The following is an 18,807-nucleotide window of genomic DNA, read 5'->3' on the forward strand; positions in this document are numbered from 1 at the left end:
TTAGCCTCATATGTCTGAACGTAATAATCGTAAAGTCTATACAGGTCGCGTAGTATCTGACAAAATGGATAAAACAATTACTGTTGTAGTTGAAACATATAAGTTCCATAGTCTATACGGCAAACGTGTTAAATATTCTAAGAAATTAAAAACACATGATGAGAATAACCAAGCAAAAACTGGTGATATCGTACGCATCATGGAAACTCGTCCGCTTTCAGCTACTAAACGTTTTCGTCTAGTTGAAGTTATTGAAGAAGCGGTAATCATATAATTTAAGTTGTTTCGGAACATATCCGAAGGGAGGTAACAGTGTTATGATTCAACAAGAAAGTAGATTAAAAGTTGCAGATAACTCTGGTGCTCGTGAGCTCTTAACGATTAAAGTATTAGGAGGAACTGGACGTAAGACTGCTAACATTGGTGACGTAATTGTGTGTTCGGTGAAAAAAGCAACACCAGGCGGCGTTGTCAAAAAAGGTGAAGTTGTTAAAGCAGTAATTGTCCGTTCTAAATCTGGTGCACGTCGTAAAGATGGAACATACATCCGTTTTGATGAAAATGCTGCAGTAATTATTCGTGACGATCAGAGCCCAAGAGGTACTCGTATCTTTGGACCAGTTGCACGTGAATTACGTGATGCTAAATTCATGAAAATCGTATCTCTAGCTCCAGAAGTATTATAAGTGAATTCTTGCTCTTAAGGAGGTGCGTCAAGCATGCATGTAAAAAAAGGTGATAAAGTTAAAGTTTTAACTGGTAAAGACCGTGGTAAAACAGGTACAGTTTTAGAAGCATTCCCGAAGAACGAACGCGTTCTTGTTGAAGGTGTGAATATGGTTCAGAAACACTCGAAACCATCACAAGAGAATCCACAAGGTGGAATTCTTAACCAAGAAGCTGCTATTCACGTTTCAAACGTATTGCCAATTGACCCTAAAACAGGTGAAGCAACAAGAGTTGGCTACGAAGTTCGTGATGGTAAAAAAGTTCGTATCGCTAAAAAATCCGGTGAAGTATTAGATAAATAAAGTTTTTGTGAAAGGAGGGCGCCATGATGAATGAATTAAAACAAAGATTTCAAGATGAGGTTACCCCATCTTTGATGAATAAATTTGAATATAAATCTGTAATGCAAGTACCTAAAGTTGATAAAATTGTTATCAACATGGGTGTTGGTGATGCAGTTCAAAATTCAAAAGCATTAGACAGTGCTGTTGAAGAACTAACTTTAATTTCTGGTCAAAAACCATTAATTACTCGTGCGAAGAAATCAATTGCTGGTTTCCGTCTACGTGAAGGAATGCCTATTGGTGCCAAGGTAACTCTTCGTGGTGAACGTATGTATGAGTTCCTTCAAAAGCTAATTGCAGTTTCACTACCACGTGTACGTGACTTCCGTGGGATCTCAAAGAAAGCTTTTGACGGTCGTGGAAACTATACATTAGGTGTGAAAGAACAATTAATTTTCCCAGAAATCAACTATGATAAAGTAAGCAAAATCCGTGGCTTAGATGTAGTTATCGTTACAACTGCTAACACTGATGAGGAAGCACGCGAACTATTAGCTCAGCTAGGCATGCCTTTCCAGAAATAAGCTTGGAAAAAAGGAGGTAAATTTGTGGCTAAAAAATCAATGATCGCAAAGCAAAAACGTACACAAAAGTATAAAGTACAAGAGTATACTCGTTGTGAACGTTGTGGCCGTCCACATTCTGTAATTCGTAAATTTAAACTTTGCCGTATTTGTTTCCGAGAACTTGCCTATAAAGGTCAAATTCCTGGTGTCAAAAAAGCAAGCTGGTAAACCCCGAATTGGGAAGGAGGTAATAATTAATGGTTATGACAGATCCAATTGCAGATATGTTAACTCGTATTCGAAACGCAAATACTGTTAAACATGAAAAAATGGAGCTTCCTGCTTCTAAAATAAAGCGCGAAATCGCTGATATCTTGAAACGTGAAGGTTTCGTTAAAGACTATGAGTTCATCGAAGACAACAAGCAAGGTGTATTACGCATCTTCCTTAAGTACGGTGCTAACGAAGAGCGTGTAATTACAGGTATTAAGCGAATCAGCAAACCAGGTCTTCGTGTTTACGCTAAGGCTGACGAAGTACCACGTGTACTTAATGGTTTAGGTATTGCTATCGTTTCAACATCAAAAGGAATGCTTTCTGACAAAGAAGCTAGAAACCAATCCGTTGGTGGAGAAGTATTAGCGTACGTTTGGTAATATTATTTTTTAACTCGAGGAGGTGCAGATAATGTCTCGTATAGGACTTAAACCGATCGAAATTCCTGAAGGTGTAGAAGTGAAAGTTGAAGGCCAAAAGGTTTCTGTTAAAGGACCAAAAGGTGAACTTTCTAAAGTACTCCACAGTGATATTACGATCAAATTAGAAGACAACGTAATCACAGTTGCACGCCCAAGTGACCATAAAGACCACCGTGCATTGCATGGAACAAGTCGTACACTTATTGGTAACATGGTTGAAGGTGTAACTAAAGGATACGAAAAATCACTTGAAATTTCTGGTGTTGGTTATCGTGCACAAATGCAAGGTAATAAACTTGTAGTAAACGCAGGATATTCACACCCAGTTGAAATCGATCCAATCGATGGTATCGAAATTGACGTTCCAAAGAACACACAATTAACTGTAAAAGGTATTGATAAAGAACTAGTTGGTGCTGTAGCAGCAAACATTCGTGCGATTAGACCACCTGAGCCTTACAAAGGTAAAGGAATTCGTTATGTTGGCGAATATGTACGTCGTAAAGAAGGTAAAACTGCGAAGTAAGATTAGTTAGGCGAGAAAGGAGTGACTTAGATGATCACAAAACCTAGCAAGAATACAATGCGTAGAAAAAGACACGGGCGAGTACGTAAGAACCTATCTGGTACTACTGAAACTCCACGTCTAAACGTGTATCGTTCAAACAAACATATTTATGCACAATTAATTGATGATGTAAATCATGTTACGATTGCAAGTGCATCTACTAAAGATAAAGATCTAAACGTAGCTAACGGTGGTAACGTCGAAGCTGCTAAATTAGTCGGAGAAGCTCTCGCTAAACGCGCTCAAGATAAAGGCTTTAAATCAGTTGTATTTGACCGTGGAGGCTATCTATATCATGGACGTGTGAAAGCATTAGCAGACGCTGCAAGAGAAGCAGGTCTTGAATTTTAATCGATAAAGGAGGTTACCGTTTTAATGAATAACATCGATGCGAACAAATTAGACTTAGAAGAACGCGTTGTTACTATTAACCGTGTTTCTAAAGTAGTTAAAGGTGGACGTCGTATGCGTTTTGCTGCATTAGTTGTTGTTGGAGACAGAAACGGCTATGTAGGATTCGGTACTGGTAAAGCACAAGAAGTACCTGAAGCTATCAAAAAAGCAGTAGACGACGCTAAGAAAAACCTTATCCGTGTACCAATCGTTGGAACAACAATTCCACATGAAATCAATGGACGTTTCGGTTCTGGTAACGTGTTAATGAAACCAGCTACAGAAGGTACGGGAGTTATCTCAGGTGGACCGGTTCGTGCGGTACTTGAGCTAGCAGGTGTAGGTGATATTCTAACAAAATCACTTGGAGCAAACACTCCAATCAATATGATTCGTGCAACAATAAACGGCTTAGAAAATTTAAAAACAGCAGAAGATGTAGCTAAACTACGTGGAAAGTCTGTTGAAGAGCTTTTAGGATAAGGAGGGAAACATTATGTCTAACAAATTAGAAGTCACCCTCAAACGCAGTGTTATTGGCGGAACTGACGTACAACGTAGAACCGTAGAAGCACTTGGACTTAAGAAAATTCGTCAATCAGTGGTACTTGAAGACACACCAGTAAATCGTGGTATGATTAATAGAGTATCCCACTTATTAGATGTCAAAGAAGCGTAAGAAATTTCTATAAATAAGGAGGTGCTCCGATGAAACTTCATGAATTGAAAGCAACTGAAGGTTATCGTAAAGAAAGAAACCGCGTTGGACGTGGAATGTCTTCTGGAAATGGTAAAACTTCTGGGCGTGGTCATAAAGGACAAGGACAACGTTCAGGCGGTGGAACAAGACCAGGGTTCGAGGGTGGACAAACACCTTTATTCCAGCGTTTACCAAAACGTGGATTTACGAACATTAATCGCAAAGAATACTCAATCGTTAACTTAGATACATTGAATCGTTTTGAAGAAGGCACTGAAGTGACTCCAGAGCTATTACTTGAAGAAGGTGTCGTAAGTAAATTAAATCAAGGCATTAAGATACTTGGCAATGGCGCTATTGAAAAGAAGCTAACAGTAAAAGCTCATAAGTTCTCTGGTCAAGCGAAAGAAGCTATAGAGGCTGCGGGCGGTAAGACTGAGGTGATCTAATGTTCGAAACAATCTCCAACCTTTGGCGTGTTGCTGATATTAGACGGAAAATACTCTTCACATTAGCGATGTTAGTTGTCTTCCGTCTCGGCACATTTATCCCAGTACCATTCACTGACAGAACTGCTATTGATTTTATCAATGAGCAACAAAACGTATTCGGTTTTCTGAATACCTTTGGCGGTGGGGCTTTACAGAATTTCTCTATTTTCGCAATGGGGATCATGCCTTACATTACTGCTTCCATCATTATGCAATTATTGCAGATGGATGTAGTTCCGAAGTTTACTGAATGGAAGAAGCAAGGGGAAATGGGTCGTAAAAAAATTGCTCAAGTTACGCGCTATGGAACGATTGTCCTAGCATTTATTCAAGCAATTGCAATGTCGGTAGGTTTTAATGCTATGGCAGGTGGCCTACTAATTAAAGACCCTGATGTTATGAAGTTCTTAATCATAGCAATCACTCTAACTGCGGGTACAGCCTTCCTTATGTGGGTTGGTGAACAGATCACTGCAAATGGAGTTGGAAATGGTATTTCCATTCTAATTTTTGCTGGTATCGTTGCTGCAGTACCAAGTGGTGCAGGTCAATTATTCAGCCAGTATTTCACTAATCCTGGAGATGAGTTATTTATAAATATCATTATTGTTGTCATTATTGCCTTAGTAATTGTTGCAGTTACTGTAGGAGTTATTTATGTAAACCAAGCGTTACGTAAAATCCCAGTGCAATATGCAAAAAAATTAGTTAACCGTTCACCAGTTGGTGGGCAATCTACACACTTACCAATTAAGGTAAATGCTGCGGGGGTTATCCCAGTTATTTTTGCAATGGCGTTTATGATGGCTCCGACTACTGTTGCCGGATTCTTTGAAGGTAATAGTGTGGCGGGAACAATTATGAATCTATTTGATTTCACACAACCAGTTGGCATAGTAATCTATGCTGCATTAATTATAGCATTCACGTATTTCTATACATTTGTTCAAGTTAACCCTGAGCAAATGGCAGAGAATCTACAGAAACAAGGTGGATATGTTCCAGGAATTAGACCTGGTCATAATACAGAAATGTATCTTACACGTGTTATGAAGCGGCTAACATTTGTAGGTGCGCTTTTCCTAGCAGGAGTTTCCGTTCTACCAATCGTTTTAGGTGGTCTTGCAAATCTTCCTCAGTCTGTCCAAATTGGTGGTACAGGGCTACTAATCGTAGTAGGGGTTGCATTACAGACTATGAAACAACTTGAAGGACAGCTAGTAAAACGTCACTACAAAGGATTTATTAAGTAATTTCCTGCCGCCAAAAAAGCGAGGGGAAAAAGTTGAATTTAATTTTAATGGGTTTACCTGGTGCTGGTAAAGGTACACAGGCAGAAAGAATAAACGAACATTACAATATTCCTCATATTTCTACAGGGGATATGTTCCGACTAGCGATCAAAGAAGGTACAGCACTTGGAAAAGAAGCGAAAGCATTTATGGACCAAGGAGCATTAGTACCAGATGAGGTTACTATCGGTATAGTAAGAGAACGTTTGATGAAAGATGACTGTAAAAATGGTTTTCTTTTGGATGGATTTCCAAGAACCATTGCACAAGCTGAAGCACTGGAACAACTACTAACAGAATTAAATGAGACACTTAGCTCTGTACTACATGTAGATGTTCCAAAGGAAAAATTAGTGGAGCGTTTATCCGGTCGAAGAATTTGTCCTACTTGTGGAACTGCTTATCACGTAGCATTTAACCCGCCTAAGGTGGAAGGTGTTTGTGATAAGGATGGTGCGCATTTAATACAGCGTGATGATGATAAACCTGAAACGGTAACAAACCGTTTAGCAGTAAATATTGAGCAAATGCAACCATTACTCGATTTTTATGAAAGCAAAGGCTATCTTATCCGCGTAAATGGAGATCAAGACATCAATGATGTTTTCCAAGAGATTCATTCGAAACTGGAAAACCAAGCATTATAATTCGATTGTCAGTTCACTACAGATGTATTTCTATATGTGAATAGTTATAATGAACGACGTAGTATGAGTATGTATTATGAAGTGGTTGAAAAACTCACTAATTTAGACCTTCTAGAAACTGGTCTTGTCACAGAGGATAAACTTTAGATGTAAGATTAAATGTTTTACCAATGCTTGTGACTGATTTGAAGAAGGGAGATTAACTAAAGTGGCGAAAGATGATGTTATTGAAGTAGAAGGTACTGTAAAAGAAACACTGCCAAACGCACAGTTTCACGTTGAACTGGAAAACGGACACACAGTGCTTGCGCATGTCTCAGGCAAAATCCGTATGCACTATATCCGTATTCTTCCAGGCGATAAAGTTACAGTTGAACTTTCTCCGTACGATTTAACAAGAGGTCGAATTACGTACCGTTATAAATAATGCTCCGATATTAAAGGAGGTAATAAGGATGAAAGTAAGAGCATCTGTAAAACCAATTTGCGAAAAATGTAAAGTAATTAAACGTAAAGGCAAAGTAATGGTGATTTGCGAAAATCCAAAGCATAAACAAAAACAAGGCTAAACAGGAGGTGCAACTAAATGGCACGTATTGCAGGTATTGATATTCCAAGAGACAAACGTATCGTTATTTCATTAACTTATATTTTTGGAATCGGTAAAACTACTGCACAAAAAGTTCTAGAAGAAGCTGGAGTTTCAGCTGACACTCGTGTTCGTGATTTAACGGAAGATGAACTTGCTCGTATTCGTAAAGCTGTTGAACAGTATACAATCGAAGGTGACCTTCGTCGTGAAGTATCACTTAACGTTAAACGTTTGATTGAAATCGGTTCTTACAGAGGAATCCGTCACCGTCGTGGTTTACCAGTTCGTGGTCAGAAAACGAAGAACAACTCTCGTACTCGTAAAGGCCCACGTAGAACAATGGCTAACAAGAAGAAGTAATTTCTGAAAGGAGGACAATATTAGATGTCACGTAAAACAAACACACGTAAACGTCGTGTAAAAAAACATGTTGAATCTGGTACAGCGCACATCCGCTCTACATTTAACAATACAATTGTAACGATTACTGATGAAAAAGGTAATGCAATTTCATGGAGTTCAGCAGGAGCATTAGGCTTCAGAGGATCTCGTAAATCGACTCCTTTTGCAGCTCAAATGGCAGCTGAAACCGCAGCAAAAACTGCTGTAGAAAATGGAATGAAACACCTTGAAGTAACAGTAAAAGGCCCTGGTGCAGGACGTGAAGCAGCAATTCGTTCACTTCAAGCAGCTGGCTTAGAAGTAACAGCAATTGTGGATGTTACACCAGTTCCTCACAATGGTTGTCGCCCACCGAAACGTCGTCGTGTATAATGAATGCTACAATGTTTATTAAAGACTTAAATTTGTAAGGCTTTGTAAACATTCGTATATAATTTGTCACCCTGTCTATACTGGGTTATAATGGCAGAAATATTCTTGCCAGTGTTAACGAAGAATGAACGACATTTGTACGAAGGAAAGACAGGTAGTGCGAAATGCGCGACTACTTATTTGAGGAATTTCGGTTAGACTCCAAGGTCTAGCCGGGGTTTCGACGTTTTAAAGGAGGGTTTTATTTAATGATTGAAATTGAAAAACCAAAAATTGAAACGATTGAAATTAGTGAAGATGCTACATTCGGTAAATTCGTAGTTGAACCTCTAGAGCGTGGATATGGTGCCACACTTGGAAACTCCTTGCGTCGTATTCTATTATCCTCACTTCCAGGAGCTGCTGTTACTTCAGTTCAGATTGACGGTGCTTTACACGAGTTCTCTACGGTCGATGGTGTTGTAGAAGACGTAACGACAATCATTTTGAATTTAAAAAAGCTTGCACTTAAGATCTACTCTGATGAACCAAAAACATTAGAATTAGATATTCAAGGAAAAGCGAATGTGACTGCTGCAGACTTAACCTATGATAGTGATGTTGAAGTGATGAATCCGGATCTTCATATCGCAACGGTTAATAGCAAAGGTAGCTTATATGTAAAAATAACGGCTGAACGTGGTCGTGGTTATCGCCCTGCTGAGGAGAATAAGCACGATGAACAACCGATTGGAGTTATTCCAGTAGATTCTATTTTCACACCAGTTTCTCGTGCTACTTACCAAGTAGAGAACACAAGAGTTGGGCAAATTGTTGACTATGATAAATTAACTTTAGAAGTATCGACTGATGGCAGTATTCGTCCAGAGGAAGCTGTTTCTTTAGGTGCGAAGATTATTTCCGAGCACTTGAATATTTTCGTAGGATTAACTGATGAAGCTCAAAACGTTGAGATTATGGTTGAAAAAGAAGAAGACCAAAAAGAAAAAGTAATGGAAATGACCATTGAAGAACTTGATCTATCTGTTAGATCATATAACTGTTTGAAGCGTGCTGGTATTAATACTGTTCAGGAACTCTCAACTAAGTCTGAAGAGGATATGATGAAAGTACGTAATTTAGGACGTAAATCTTTAGAAGAGGTTAAACAGAAATTGGATGACCTTGGATTAGGCTTACGTAATGACGACTGAAACTAGCAGTCACCTTTAGATTTATAAGAAAGGGAGGGATAGTCCATGGCTAGAAAGTTAGGACGTACAACAGATCAACGTATGGCACTACTTCGTAACCTTGCATCTGATTTAATTATTCATGAGCGCCTTGAAGTTACAGAAGCGAAAGCGAAAGAACTTAGATCTGTAGTCGATAAAATGATTACATTAGGAAAACGCGGCGATCTTCACGCACGTCGTCAAGCTGCGGCATTTCTTTATAATAAAGAAGCGGATGAAGACAATTCAGTTATTCAGAAGCTTTTTGATGATGTTGCAAAACGTTATGAAGATAGACAAGGCGGATATACGCGTGTACTTAAACTAGGTGAGCGTCAAGGTGATGGTGCACCTATGGCAATCATTGAATTAGTTTAATCAAACAAAAACGGCAAGGGCAGGACTCACACCTCTCACAAAGAGATGAATCCAAGCCCTTTTTTTGTAATTGCAATGTTACAGTTCAATGTTGATAAGAGGAAAAACCCGCTTCGGAAATATACTACGCTTTCCGCGGGCGGCTGGTGAGCTTCCTCGTACGCTTTGCGTACTGCGGGATCTCACCCATGCCTTTCCTCCCGCAGGAGTCTTCGTATATTTCCGAAGCTCATTTTCATTTTATATCTTTTAATGCATGAAAATCTCAACAATGAGTTTTAACACAGCATTTATATGATTGAGCATAGCTGAGCAGAGAAAGCTTCTTAAACATGATTGGATAAACGGGAAGAATAGTCGAAAGTTGCAATGTATACTATAATAAAACAAGTAATCCTACATAAAATGAAACCCGTAGTTTTCGAAGCGGAGGAGGCAAGTTGATGAGAAAGAAATTAATAGAATTTAAAAATGTATCCTTTCGCTATAATGAGGAACAGCCTTGGGTACTAAAGAATGTATCCTTTGAAATATATGAAAGTGAGTTTGTAGCAATTATCGGGCATAATGGTTCTGGTAAATCTACAATTGCAAAGCTAGTAAATGGACTGCTTTTCCCACAAGAAGGGGAAATTTATATAAATGATCGTATTGTGAACGAAGAAACTATTTGGGATATTCGCAGAGAGATTGGAATGGTCTTTCAAAATCCTGATAACCAGTTTGTTGGGGCAACGGTACAGGACGATGTTGCTTTCGGGATGGAAAATCGTGGCTTCCCACGCGAGGAAATGCTAAAGAGAATTGAAGATACATTACAGGCAGTAGGAATGGTTGAATACCGTTTAACTGAGCCTCACCGTTTATCTGGAGGGCAAAAACAAAGAGTTGCGATTGCAAGTGTGTTAGCAATTTCTCCAAAGGTCTTAATTTTGGATGAGGCGACAGCAATGCTTGATCCAAAAGGAAGAAAAGAAATTATGGACACCGTTTCCGAGCTAAGTGAGCAACGTGGATTATCTTTGATTACAATTACACATGATCTATCTGAAGTGACACAAGCAGAGCGAGTAATTGTTTTAAATCAGGGAGAAATTTGGATGCAAGCAACACCAAGAATAATATTCTCCAAACGCCAAGAGCTTAAAGAGATTGGATTAGATGTGCCATTTATTGCGATTTTAGCTGAAGAATTAAAGCGAGCAGGGATATCACTTACACAGGAACCATTAAACCACGAGGAAATGTTGGAGGAACTATGGACATTACATTCAAGAACGTAACTTATATCTATCAAAGGAATTCTCCTTTTGAACATAAGGCTATTGATGATTTATCTTTTCATATTCCTTCAGGTTCTTTTGTTGCGATTATTGGTCATACAGGATCGGGTAAATCTACATTAATTCAGCACTTAAATGGACTTTCTAGGCCAAGTGAGGGCGAGGTTCATATTGGAGATTTTAAATTAACAAATGAAGACAAACCGAAAAATATGAAAGAACTCCGTAGTAAAGTTGGGGTTGTTTTTCAATATCCAGAGCATCAACTTTTTGAGGAAACAATTGCGAAAGATATTGCGTTTGGTCCTGAAAATTTTGGTGTAGCAAAGGCAGAAATTGAAAGAAGAACGAAAGCAGTTTTCGATGCCGTAAGATTACCTGAAGAATTATTAGAACGGTCGCCATTTGATTTAAGTGGTGGACAAAAGAGGCGAGTTGCAATTGCAGGGGTCTTGGCTGTTCAGCCTGATGTGCTTGTATTAGATGAGCCAACAGCAGGACTTGATCCTCGGGGTCAGCTGGAAATGATGGATATGTTCCATCGTCTCCATCACGAACAAAAACTTACTACAATCCTTGTCACACATAGTATGGAAGATGCACTCAAATATGCAGACCATATTATTATTTTGAATAAAGGGACAAAGTTTATGGAAGGCTCGCCGATTGAAGTGTTTAGTCAGCAGGAAGCATTACAGAGCGTTCAACTTGATGTTCCAGAGGTTGTAGCATTTATAGCGAGCTTTGAAGAAAAGTTTGGGATAAAAATTCCTTTTTCCAATCAATCAATGGGTCAGTTAGCTCAACAAATGACGGAAGCTCTTAAAGGAGTTGAGAGAAATGAATAACTCCTTAATCATTGGTCAGTATGTTCCGGGTAATTCAATTGTGCATCGTTTGGACCCTCGAACGAAAATAACGATAATCTTTTTCTTTGTATTTATCGTTTTCTTTGCGAATAATGTTCTTAGCTATGGCATTCTTATTCTTTTTGCGCTGACAAGTATGTTAACTAGTAAAGTGCCTATTCGTTTTATCATTAAAGGGCTTACCCCTGTATGGTTTTTAATTATATTTACTTTTATACTGCACTTATTTGTTACGAAAGAAGGGACCGTGATTTTCGACTTCTGGATTTTTGAATTTTATTCAGGGGGACTAATTCAAGGGTTCGCTATTTCGATTCGTTTCTTCTTATTAATCCTTGTGACTTCACTTTTAACATTAACTACAACACCTATCGAAATTACAGATGGGATTGAAGATATGTTACATCCATTGAAAAAGTGGAAGTTTCCAGTACATGAACTTGCATTGATGATGTCAATTTCTCTTCGTTTTATTCCGACACTAATGCAAGAAACAGATAAAATTTCTAAAGCTCAGGCTTCACGAGGTGTGGATTTTCGAACAGGTCCTATTAAAGATAGGATAAAAGCTGTCATACCTTTATTAATACCTTTGTTTATCAGTGCCTTTAAGCGTGCTGAGGAGCTCGCGATGGCTATGGAAGCACGTGGCTATCAAGGCGGAGAAAACCGTAGCAAGCTTCGAGAGCTAAAGATTACCAAATTAGATATTTTAATATATGTCGTTTTTGCCATCGTGATCGCAATTCTATTTGCGACGAGAACTTATGGGTAAGAGGGGAAGCAAATGGTGAGAGTAAAATGTACACTGGAATATGACGGTTCAGGTTTTTCTGGTTTTCAATTTCAACCAGAAGGCCGTACCATTGGTGGAGAGCTTGAGAAAGTCTTGAAGAAAATGCATAAGGGTGAATTTATTCGCATTCAAAGTGCGGGTAGAACCGATGCAGGTGTTCATGCCAAAGGGCAGGTTGTCCACTTCGATACACCACTTACCATTCCAGATGAAAATTGGAAACGCGCATTAAATACATTGCTACCAGATGATATCTATATTGTAGCCTGTGAGAACGTCACAGACGCCTTTCACGCTCGTTACAGTGCGATTGCTAAGGAATACCACTACGAAGTGATAACGTCGCTAGAACCCGACATATTCAGAAGATATTATGCGAGCCATGTTCCCTATGAACTAGATTTAGAAGAAATGAAAGCGGCTTGCCAAAAGCTTGTCGGGACCCATGATTTTACGACATTTTCTTCAGCAAAGGCTACCGTTAAAGGAAGTCGTGTTCGAGAGCTATATGCTTTAGAAATAGAAGAAACCAATGATGGCGTTCGGTTTATTTTTAAAGGAAATGGATTTTTGTATAATATGGTGCGCATTATCGTCAGTGTCTTAATTGATGTAGGCCGTGGGAAAAGAAAAGCTACAGACATCCCAGGCCTAATTGCTGCAAAAAACAGACAACTGATCGGAAAAACAATGCCACCAGAAGGACTATATTTGTGGGAAGTTGTTTATTGAAACATGGGGACGGTTCTCCTGTTGCACTATGTGCAACGCGAGAACCGTCCCCATGTTTCATTGTTCGAAATAGGAGCAGACGACGTGGGCGACTGCTTTGGCTGCGACGAGTAGGGAGTCTTCGTCGATATCGAACTTTGGGTGATGATTAAAGTATGGTTTTTCTACTCCTTTGGGTGTGCAGCCGATAAAGAAGTAGCAGCCCGGGATTTTCTCAAGGTAGTAGGCAAAGTCTTCGGATGGTGCGAGTGCTGGGTATTCCTTCACTTCAGTAATCACGGGATCATTTGCTTGTTGTAAACTACGCATCACAAAATCCGTTTGAACTGGGTCATTATATAGTGGAGGGTAGTCAGCGGTGTAATCTAACGTACATTCCACATCAAAATTGATTTCTAAGCCTTTAACCATTCGTTTAAATTCCTTCTCAATAATTTGCTGACTCTCTGTGCTCATATAGCGAATATCACCTTCGAGTTCGATGCTATCTTTGATTACATTAAAAGAACCTTTCCCATCAAAAGAACCTTTCCCATCAAAAGAACCAACCGTGACAACTCCAGCTTCCATCGGATTTATCCTTCGACTGACAATCGTTTGAATAGCTGTCACAAAGTGTGCTCCTGCAACTATCGCATCATTTGCAGTATGAGGGGAAGAACCATGCCCGCCTTTTCCTTGGATTTTCAATTTGAAGAAAGAACGTCCATTAAATGCATAGCCACTCCGATAACCAACAACTCCAGCCTCATCGACAGGTAATACATGTATGCCAAAAATAGCATCTAAGTCATCGAGCTTTCCAGAATCCATGATACTTTTAGCCCCACCTGGTGGAACTTCTTCTGCATGCTGGTGAATAATTTTAACTGTTCCATTCAGTTCATCTTTTAATTCAATCAAGCAATCCGCTAGAACTAGTAGATAAGCTGTATGAGCATCATGCCCACAAGCATGCATGACTCCTTCGTTGACCGATTTAAAAGGGACATCTGCCTCTTCTTTGATTGGTAGTGCATCGAAGTCTGCTCGAAGTCCGATTGTATCCCCAACCTTCCCACCGTTGATCGTGACAATGATGCCGTGGCCGTTACCGACATTTGTGTCGATTTGTATATCTTTTCCTTTATAAAAATCTATAATATATTCTGCTGTTTTCTCTTCTTTAAAAGAGAGCTCAGGATGCTGATGTAGGTAGCGGCGAATTTCGATCATCTCTTCTTTTCGAGCTTCTAACATCTCCATCAATTTCTTTCGCATGGACGTGACTCCTTTCGATATTTTAACAATTTATACTGTATACTCTACCCTAAATACAAAAGGATTAATTAACCAGGAATAAGATTAAAAATTAACCTGAGAAAGCTTGACAATAACCCCTTATATGTTATATTATTATCTATGGCATTTTATTTCTAAACCACATGATTAGCCCCGGAATCTAATTATGTCTAAAGAAACTTAAAATACAATTTGAAACGGATTTTTTATATATGGAGGGAAATATATCATGCGCACAACTTTCATGGCAAATGAAGCGAATATTGAACGCAAATGGCTAGTTGTGGATGCGGAAGGTCAACGTCTAGGACGCCTTTCAAGTGAAGTTGCTTCTATCCTTCGTGGAAAGCACAAGCCAACTTACACGCCACACGCAGACACTGGTGATAACGTAATTATCATCAATGCAGAGAAAATCGAATTAACAGGTAACAAAGAACAGGACAAAATGTATTACCGTCACTCAAACCACCCAGGTGGATTGAAAGAGCGTAATGCAGCAGAACTACGTGCTAAGCACCCAGAGCAAATGATTGAATTAGCAATCAGAGGTATGCTTCCAAAGGGACCTTTAGGACGTAAAATGTATAAAAAGTTACATGTAGTTAAAGGTGCGGAACATAATCACCAAGCACAAAAACCAGAAGTTTACGAGCTTCGCGGGTAATCAAAGGAGGTAGAAGATATTGGCACAAGTACAATACTACGGTACAGGTCGTCGTAAGAAATCAACTGCACGTGTACGTCTAGTACCAGGTTCAGGTAACATTACTATCAATGGTCGTGATGCAAGAGACTATTTCCCATATGAAACTCAAATTCTAATTCTTAACCAGCCTTTAGCGGCTACAGAAACAGAAGGAACATATGACATTATCGTTAACGTACATGGTGGAGGATTCACTGGTCAAGCTGGTGCAATTCGTCACGGTGTAGCTCGTGCGCTTCTAGAAGCAGATCCAGAATACCGCGCAGCACTTAAAACAGAAGGTTACTTAACACGTGACTCAAGAATGAAAGAGCGTTACAAATACGGACTTAAAAAAGCTCGTCGTGCGCCTCAGTTCTCAAAACGTTAATTTTATCAACATTTAAACCCCTTTCCCAATTCTCGGGAAGGGGGTTTTCAATTTGCTATTAAAGTAAGAAATGTATTAATTTAATGCTAATCTGTTTATAATAGATATACTAAGTTCATTTTTCCATAAATTGAACTTAAAGGAGAGTGGACGTATGTCACCTATCAAAGGCATTAAGAAATTACCTATTAGTATTAAAATGGAAAAGGCACCGGATTTTTTTATGAAATTAGCTAACGTCTCTGCGGAAATAAGCCGGGTGGATGAAAAATTAAAACATTCTATTGTAAAGAGTGATTTAGTTAATACCCTAGCATTAAAAGAATCTGTTCAGTCTACAAAAATAGAAGGTACACAAGTAACATTCACAGATATGGTTCATGAGGCACATAAGGTGGAACAAAAAAAAGAACATATAGAAGTATTAAATTACCGAAAAGCTTTATCTGTCGGACAAGAAAGAATTAGGAATGGTTATCCACTTACAACGCGTCTCATATTAGATCTTCATAAAATATTAATGAAGGATGCTAGAGGCACTAGCGCAAGTAGTGTTGATTTCCGTAAGGTCCCAAATTGGATTGGACCTACAAAGCGGTTTGAAGATGCAGTGTATATTCCAGTAGCTGCAGATGAAATAGAAGATTATATGAGGAATTTGGGAAGTATACGCAAATAAACCTCCTTATGGTGATAAAATGGATTGCAGTCATCTTCTTGACGGCGATTTTGTTTTAGATGAAAATGTTCACCCTTTATTAAAAGTTGCCATTCTTCACGCTCAATTTGAATCTACTCACCCTTTTTTAGATGGGAATGGTAGATTGAGTAGAATTATGATAGTTCTTTATATGATGCAATCTGATCAATTGTCTAGTCCAATATTCTTTGTTAGTGAAGAGTTAGAAAAGCAACGAGCAAAATATTACCATCTACTAAATCGAACGCGTGGAGATAACCCGGATTGGTATAGCTGGCTCAGCTTTTTCCTCTCTGCCTCAGAACGAATGGCACAAAAGTTGAACACCTTATTAGACGAAGCAAATGAATTAGCTAAAAAGGGTATAAAAAAATGTGAGCGCCATACTGAGCAACTTATATACTTCATGACGTTTAGTTATCCTAATATTACAGCGGTAGAGGCAGCCAAACATACTAAAGTTGCACTTACTACAGCTAGAAGAGCATTGAATTCATTAGTTGAAAAAGGACTATTATTTAAAGATCCGTCACAAAAAAGAAATGTTGAATACTTCAACTATGATGTCTTAGAACTATTTGATAAATAATATTTTATATTTCCTCATATAGAAACATGGGGACGGTTCTCTTGTTGCACTCTGCAACAGGAGAACCGTCCCCATGTTTCACTCTCAAACAAATCGCTTGCTATGAAAAAGTAACATCGATAGAGTTAGGGTTATGAGGTAATGTATAAGGGAGTTGCTAAGTGATGAAAGTACTTGTTGTTGGTGCGAATGGGCAGATTGGGAAGCAGTTGGTTCATCTATTAAAAAATAGTGAAGAACACACGATAAGAGCGATGGTTCGCAAAGAAGAGCAGGCAGCATCGTTTGAAAAAGATGGTGTGGAAACGAGACTTGCTGACTTAGAAGGTAGTGTGGCATCCATTACAGAAGCGGCTAAAGGTTGTGACGCCGTAGTATTCGCTGCAGGTTCTGGAAGCCATACTGGAGCAGATAAAACAATACTTATTGATTTAGATGGTGCAGTAAAAACAATTGAAGCAACTGAAAAAGCAGGGATTAAGCGTTTTATTATGGTTAGCTCCATCCTATCAAATGACCGTGAAAAATGGTCAGGAAGTCATTATATGGCTGCAAAATATTATGCAGATAAGTTTCTCGAGGAAAGCTCACTCGATTATACGATTATTCGTCCTGGTGTCTTAACGAATGAACCAGGCAACAATAAAATTACCGCTACAACTGAAAAAACAGATTGGGATTTAAGTAACCTTCCGAAAATTCCCCGTGAAGATGTTGCTCGAACAATCGCAGTAACCCTAGCAAAAGAAAACACATATAAACGTGCTTTTGATCTGATATCTGGAAATGATGAGATCTCGGAAGCATTAGCAAAAATTAATTAATTTATTGATCGACGAATGGGTAAAATATATAGAGGTGAATAATATGACAAAACGGATTCCGTTAAACGTACTAGATTTAGTAAGTGTGTCAGAAGGACAAACAAAGAAAGAAGCGTTAGAAGAGGCAGTAACATCAGCGAAATTATTAGATGAGTTAGGATATAAACGCCTCTGGTTTGCAGAGCACCATAACACAATAAACTTAGCATCCATGGCAACCTCTCATCTTATTTTACTCGCAGCCCAAGCGACGAAAAGAATTCGTGTCGGGTCAGGCGGAATTATGTTACCGAACCACTCCCCACTTCAAGTTGCGGAGAACTTTGGTACGATTGCACAATTACATCCTGGAAGAATTGACCTAGGACTTGGAAGGGCACCAGGTACAGATGGACAAACAGCGCAATTATTAACACGCTCTGGCAGTGATCCGCAATCTTTTGCTACTTCCATTTATGATCTTATGGGTTGGTTTAGTGAAGAAGGTAAAGGTCACAGTGTACCAGTTACCTCGAACGTAGGAACAGGGACAAATATTCCGATTTGGGTATTAGGTTCAAGTATGAATGGTGCATCAATTGCCGCGCAGCTTGGTCTGCCTTACTCGATTGCAACCCATTTTGCTTCAGATAATTACCGAGAAAAGATTGACTTGTATCGTTCTAATTTTAAAACAACAGCACCAACGGCTCAAATTGAAGAACCTTATGTCATGGCTGGAATTAATGTGCTAGTTGCTCCAACAGATGAAGAAGCAGAGCGACTTTGGACATCGACACAGCAAATGCTAATGGATTTGCCAACAGGGGGACAGCGACTCATTCAGCCACCTGTTGATCCTGAAACACTAGGAAACGAAGAACAAAGAGCAGCAATCGATTCAATGTTTAGCCTTAAGGCAGTCGGCTCACCAGAAACTGTAAAACAAAAGCTAGAAGAATTTTCGGAGAGTAGTGGAGCGGATGAGCTAATTGTTGTCACGTATGCTTACGATCCGGAAGATAGAAAACGCTCGATGAAGCTACTAGCAGATTTGTGGTTTTAAGCGGATAAAGTATTTAAAAAAAGAATAATAAGTCGTTCCTTTTGAGAGATTCTAAGGAACGGCTTTTTTGTGTTTAAGGTAAAAGTGGTTAGTCAGAAAAGAACGTTGATTTTGCCGACGCTCTGCTAAGTATAAAAACAAAAAGTAGTACTCCTGTATTAACCGGGGATAAAAGGGATTTTAAGAAACTAGATGGTGAATACTTTAGTCCTGAAGAATGAATATAATTGATTAGGTTTGAATGAAGTCTATTATAAATAGTTCTAAATAATTCTCACAAAAA

30 protein-coding genes are annotated in these 18,807 nt (G+C 38.9%); 29 read left to right on the forward strand and 1 reads right to left on the reverse strand.

The window, feature by feature from the left end:
• The first annotated feature begins 10 nt into the window (after positions 1-10).
• The 23 genes from rpsQ to truA all read left to right on the forward strand — a co-directional run bounded on the left by rpsQ (position 11) and on the right by truA (position 13,006).
• Positions 11-274, forward strand: a complete 264-nt coding sequence (gene rpsQ, locus ACXYMZ_RS16015) for a 30S ribosomal protein S17 (RefSeq protein WP_458949415.1) — start codon at positions 11-13, stop codon at positions 272-274.
• Between the two features lie 43 nt (positions 275-317).
• A complete protein-coding gene (rplN, locus tag ACXYMZ_RS16020) occupies positions 318-686 on the forward strand; it encodes a 50S ribosomal protein L14 (protein ID WP_458949416.1) in 369 nt (122 codons plus the stop codon).
• Between the two features lie 33 nt (positions 687-719).
• Complete coding sequence (gene rplX, locus ACXYMZ_RS16025) at positions 720-1,031, forward strand: 50S ribosomal protein L24 (protein ID WP_458949417.1); 312 nt, start codon at positions 720-722, stop codon at positions 1,029-1,031.
• A 26-nt stretch (positions 1,032-1,057) separates the two neighbouring features.
• Positions 1,058-1,597, forward strand: coding sequence for a 50S ribosomal protein L5 (rplE, locus tag ACXYMZ_RS16030; protein ID WP_458949418.1), 540 nt, complete (start codon positions 1,058-1,060; stop codon positions 1,595-1,597).
• A gap of 24 nt (positions 1,598-1,621) precedes the next feature.
• The gene (gene rpsN / locus ACXYMZ_RS16035) at positions 1,622-1,807 is read left to right on the forward strand and encodes a 30S ribosomal protein S14 (RefSeq protein ID WP_047990173.1); all 186 of its coding nucleotides are present in this window, start codon (positions 1,622-1,624) and stop codon (positions 1,805-1,807) included.
• 29 nt (positions 1,808-1,836) lie between these two features.
• Positions 1,837-2,235, forward strand: coding sequence for a 30S ribosomal protein S8 (rpsH, locus tag ACXYMZ_RS16040; RefSeq protein WP_458949419.1), 399 nt, complete (start codon positions 1,837-1,839; stop codon positions 2,233-2,235).
• 31 nt (positions 2,236-2,266) lie between these two features.
• Entirely contained in the window at positions 2,267-2,803 is a 537-nt protein-coding gene (gene rplF / locus ACXYMZ_RS16045; protein WP_458949420.1) for a 50S ribosomal protein L6, read from the forward strand.
• A 30-nt stretch (positions 2,804-2,833) separates the two neighbouring features.
• Positions 2,834-3,196 carry a 50S ribosomal protein L18 gene (gene rplR / locus ACXYMZ_RS16050; protein ID WP_458949421.1) on the forward strand — a complete coding sequence of 121 codons (363 nt, stop codon included), beginning with the start codon at positions 2,834-2,836 and terminating at the stop codon, positions 3,194-3,196.
• Positions 3,197-3,220: 24 nt separating this feature from the next.
• Positions 3,221-3,721 (forward strand): 30S ribosomal protein S5, encoded by a 501-nt coding sequence (gene rpsE / locus ACXYMZ_RS16055; protein ID WP_458949422.1) that lies wholly within the window; start codon positions 3,221-3,223, stop codon positions 3,719-3,721.
• Between the two features lie 13 nt (positions 3,722-3,734).
• The gene (gene rpmD / locus ACXYMZ_RS16060) at positions 3,735-3,917 is read left to right on the forward strand and encodes a 50S ribosomal protein L30 (RefSeq protein WP_458949423.1); all 183 of its coding nucleotides are present in this window, start codon (positions 3,735-3,737) and stop codon (positions 3,915-3,917) included.
• 29 nt (positions 3,918-3,946) lie between these two features.
• Positions 3,947-4,387: a 50S ribosomal protein L15 gene (gene rplO, locus ACXYMZ_RS16065; protein WP_458949424.1), complete on the forward strand. Its 441-nt coding sequence runs from the start codon at positions 3,947-3,949 to the stop codon at positions 4,385-4,387.
• Complete coding sequence (secY, locus tag ACXYMZ_RS16070) at positions 4,387-5,682, forward strand: preprotein translocase subunit SecY (RefSeq protein ID WP_458949425.1); 1,296 nt, start codon at positions 4,387-4,389, stop codon at positions 5,680-5,682. The genes rplO and secY overlap by 1 nt, the downstream gene beginning before the upstream one ends.
• A 32-nt stretch (positions 5,683-5,714) precedes the next feature.
• Positions 5,715-6,368: an adenylate kinase gene (locus ACXYMZ_RS16075; RefSeq protein ID WP_458949426.1), complete on the forward strand. Its 654-nt coding sequence runs from the start codon at positions 5,715-5,717 to the stop codon at positions 6,366-6,368.
• A 208-nt stretch (positions 6,369-6,576) separates the two neighbouring features.
• Positions 6,577-6,795, forward strand: a complete 219-nt coding sequence (gene infA / locus ACXYMZ_RS16080; RefSeq protein WP_458949427.1) for a translation initiation factor IF-1 — start codon at positions 6,577-6,579, stop codon at positions 6,793-6,795.
• Between the two features lie 28 nt (positions 6,796-6,823).
• Positions 6,824-6,937: a 50S ribosomal protein L36 gene (rpmJ, locus tag ACXYMZ_RS16085; protein ID WP_010095733.1), complete on the forward strand. Its 114-nt coding sequence runs from the start codon at positions 6,824-6,826 to the stop codon at positions 6,935-6,937.
• Between the two features lie 17 nt (positions 6,938-6,954).
• Positions 6,955-7,320 (forward strand): 30S ribosomal protein S13, encoded by a 366-nt coding sequence (rpsM, locus tag ACXYMZ_RS16090; RefSeq protein WP_458949428.1) that lies wholly within the window; start codon positions 6,955-6,957, stop codon positions 7,318-7,320.
• 24 nt (positions 7,321-7,344) lie between these two features.
• A complete protein-coding gene (gene rpsK, locus ACXYMZ_RS16095; protein WP_458949429.1) occupies positions 7,345-7,734 on the forward strand; it encodes a 30S ribosomal protein S11 in 390 nt (129 codons plus the stop codon).
• Between the two features lie 248 nt (positions 7,735-7,982).
• Positions 7,983-8,927: a DNA-directed RNA polymerase subunit alpha gene (locus ACXYMZ_RS16100; RefSeq protein ID WP_458949430.1), complete on the forward strand. Its 945-nt coding sequence runs from the start codon at positions 7,983-7,985 to the stop codon at positions 8,925-8,927.
• Between the two features lie 45 nt (positions 8,928-8,972).
• Positions 8,973-9,326, forward strand: a complete 354-nt coding sequence (rplQ, locus tag ACXYMZ_RS16105) for a 50S ribosomal protein L17 (protein ID WP_458949431.1) — start codon at positions 8,973-8,975, stop codon at positions 9,324-9,326.
• Positions 9,327-9,769: 443 nt separating this feature from the next.
• On the forward strand, positions 9,770-10,609 hold the full coding sequence (locus tag ACXYMZ_RS16110; RefSeq protein ID WP_458949432.1) for an energy-coupling factor ABC transporter ATP-binding protein: 840 nt from the start codon (positions 9,770-9,772) through the stop codon (positions 10,607-10,609).
• Positions 10,585-11,457, forward strand: coding sequence for an energy-coupling factor ABC transporter ATP-binding protein (locus ACXYMZ_RS16115; RefSeq protein ID WP_458949433.1), 873 nt, complete (start codon positions 10,585-10,587; stop codon positions 11,455-11,457). Before ACXYMZ_RS16110 ends, ACXYMZ_RS16115 begins: the two co-directional genes overlap by 25 nt.
• Positions 11,450-12,253, forward strand: a complete 804-nt coding sequence (locus tag ACXYMZ_RS16120; RefSeq protein WP_458949434.1) for an energy-coupling factor transporter transmembrane component T family protein — start codon at positions 11,450-11,452, stop codon at positions 12,251-12,253. Before ACXYMZ_RS16115 ends, ACXYMZ_RS16120 begins: the two co-directional genes overlap by 8 nt.
• 12 nt (positions 12,254-12,265) lie before the next feature.
• Positions 12,266-13,006: a tRNA pseudouridine(38-40) synthase TruA gene (truA, locus tag ACXYMZ_RS16125; protein WP_458949435.1), complete on the forward strand. Its 741-nt coding sequence runs from the start codon at positions 12,266-12,268 to the stop codon at positions 13,004-13,006.
• Positions 13,007-13,063: 57 nt separating this feature from the next.
• Here truA and ACXYMZ_RS16130 read toward each other — a convergent pair whose 3' ends face one another.
• Entirely contained in the window at positions 13,064-14,266 is a 1,203-nt protein-coding gene (locus ACXYMZ_RS16130) for an amidohydrolase (RefSeq protein ID WP_458949437.1), read from the reverse strand.
• 250 nt (positions 14,267-14,516) lie between these two features.
• Between ACXYMZ_RS16130 and rplM the strand changes: the two genes are divergently transcribed.
• The 6 genes from rplM (at position 14,517) to ACXYMZ_RS16160 (ending at position 18,524) form a co-directional block, all read left to right on the forward strand.
• Entirely contained in the window at positions 14,517-14,954 is a 438-nt protein-coding gene (gene rplM, locus ACXYMZ_RS16135; protein WP_458949438.1) for a 50S ribosomal protein L13, read from the forward strand.
• Positions 14,955-14,973: 19 nt separating this feature from the next.
• Entirely contained in the window at positions 14,974-15,366 is a 393-nt protein-coding gene (gene rpsI / locus ACXYMZ_RS16140; RefSeq protein WP_458949439.1) for a 30S ribosomal protein S9, read from the forward strand.
• 154 nt (positions 15,367-15,520) lie between these two features.
• Entirely contained in the window at positions 15,521-16,045 is a 525-nt protein-coding gene (locus ACXYMZ_RS16145; RefSeq protein ID WP_458949440.1) for a Fic family protein, read from the forward strand.
• A gap of 19 nt (positions 16,046-16,064) precedes the next feature.
• Positions 16,065-16,655, forward strand: a complete 591-nt coding sequence (locus ACXYMZ_RS16150) for a Fic family protein (protein ID WP_458949441.1) — start codon at positions 16,065-16,067, stop codon at positions 16,653-16,655.
• 164 nt (positions 16,656-16,819) lie between these two features.
• Positions 16,820-17,479 carry an SDR family oxidoreductase gene (locus tag ACXYMZ_RS16155; RefSeq protein ID WP_458949442.1) on the forward strand — a complete coding sequence of 220 codons (660 nt, stop codon included), beginning with the start codon at positions 16,820-16,822 and terminating at the stop codon, positions 17,477-17,479.
• Between the two features lie 43 nt (positions 17,480-17,522).
• Positions 17,523-18,524, forward strand: a complete 1,002-nt coding sequence (locus ACXYMZ_RS16160) for an LLM class flavin-dependent oxidoreductase (RefSeq protein ID WP_458949443.1) — start codon at positions 17,523-17,525, stop codon at positions 18,522-18,524.
• The last annotated feature ends 283 nt before the right edge of the window (positions 18,525-18,807 follow it).

This window comes from Oceanobacillus sp. CAU 1775 (assembly GCF_054482815.1).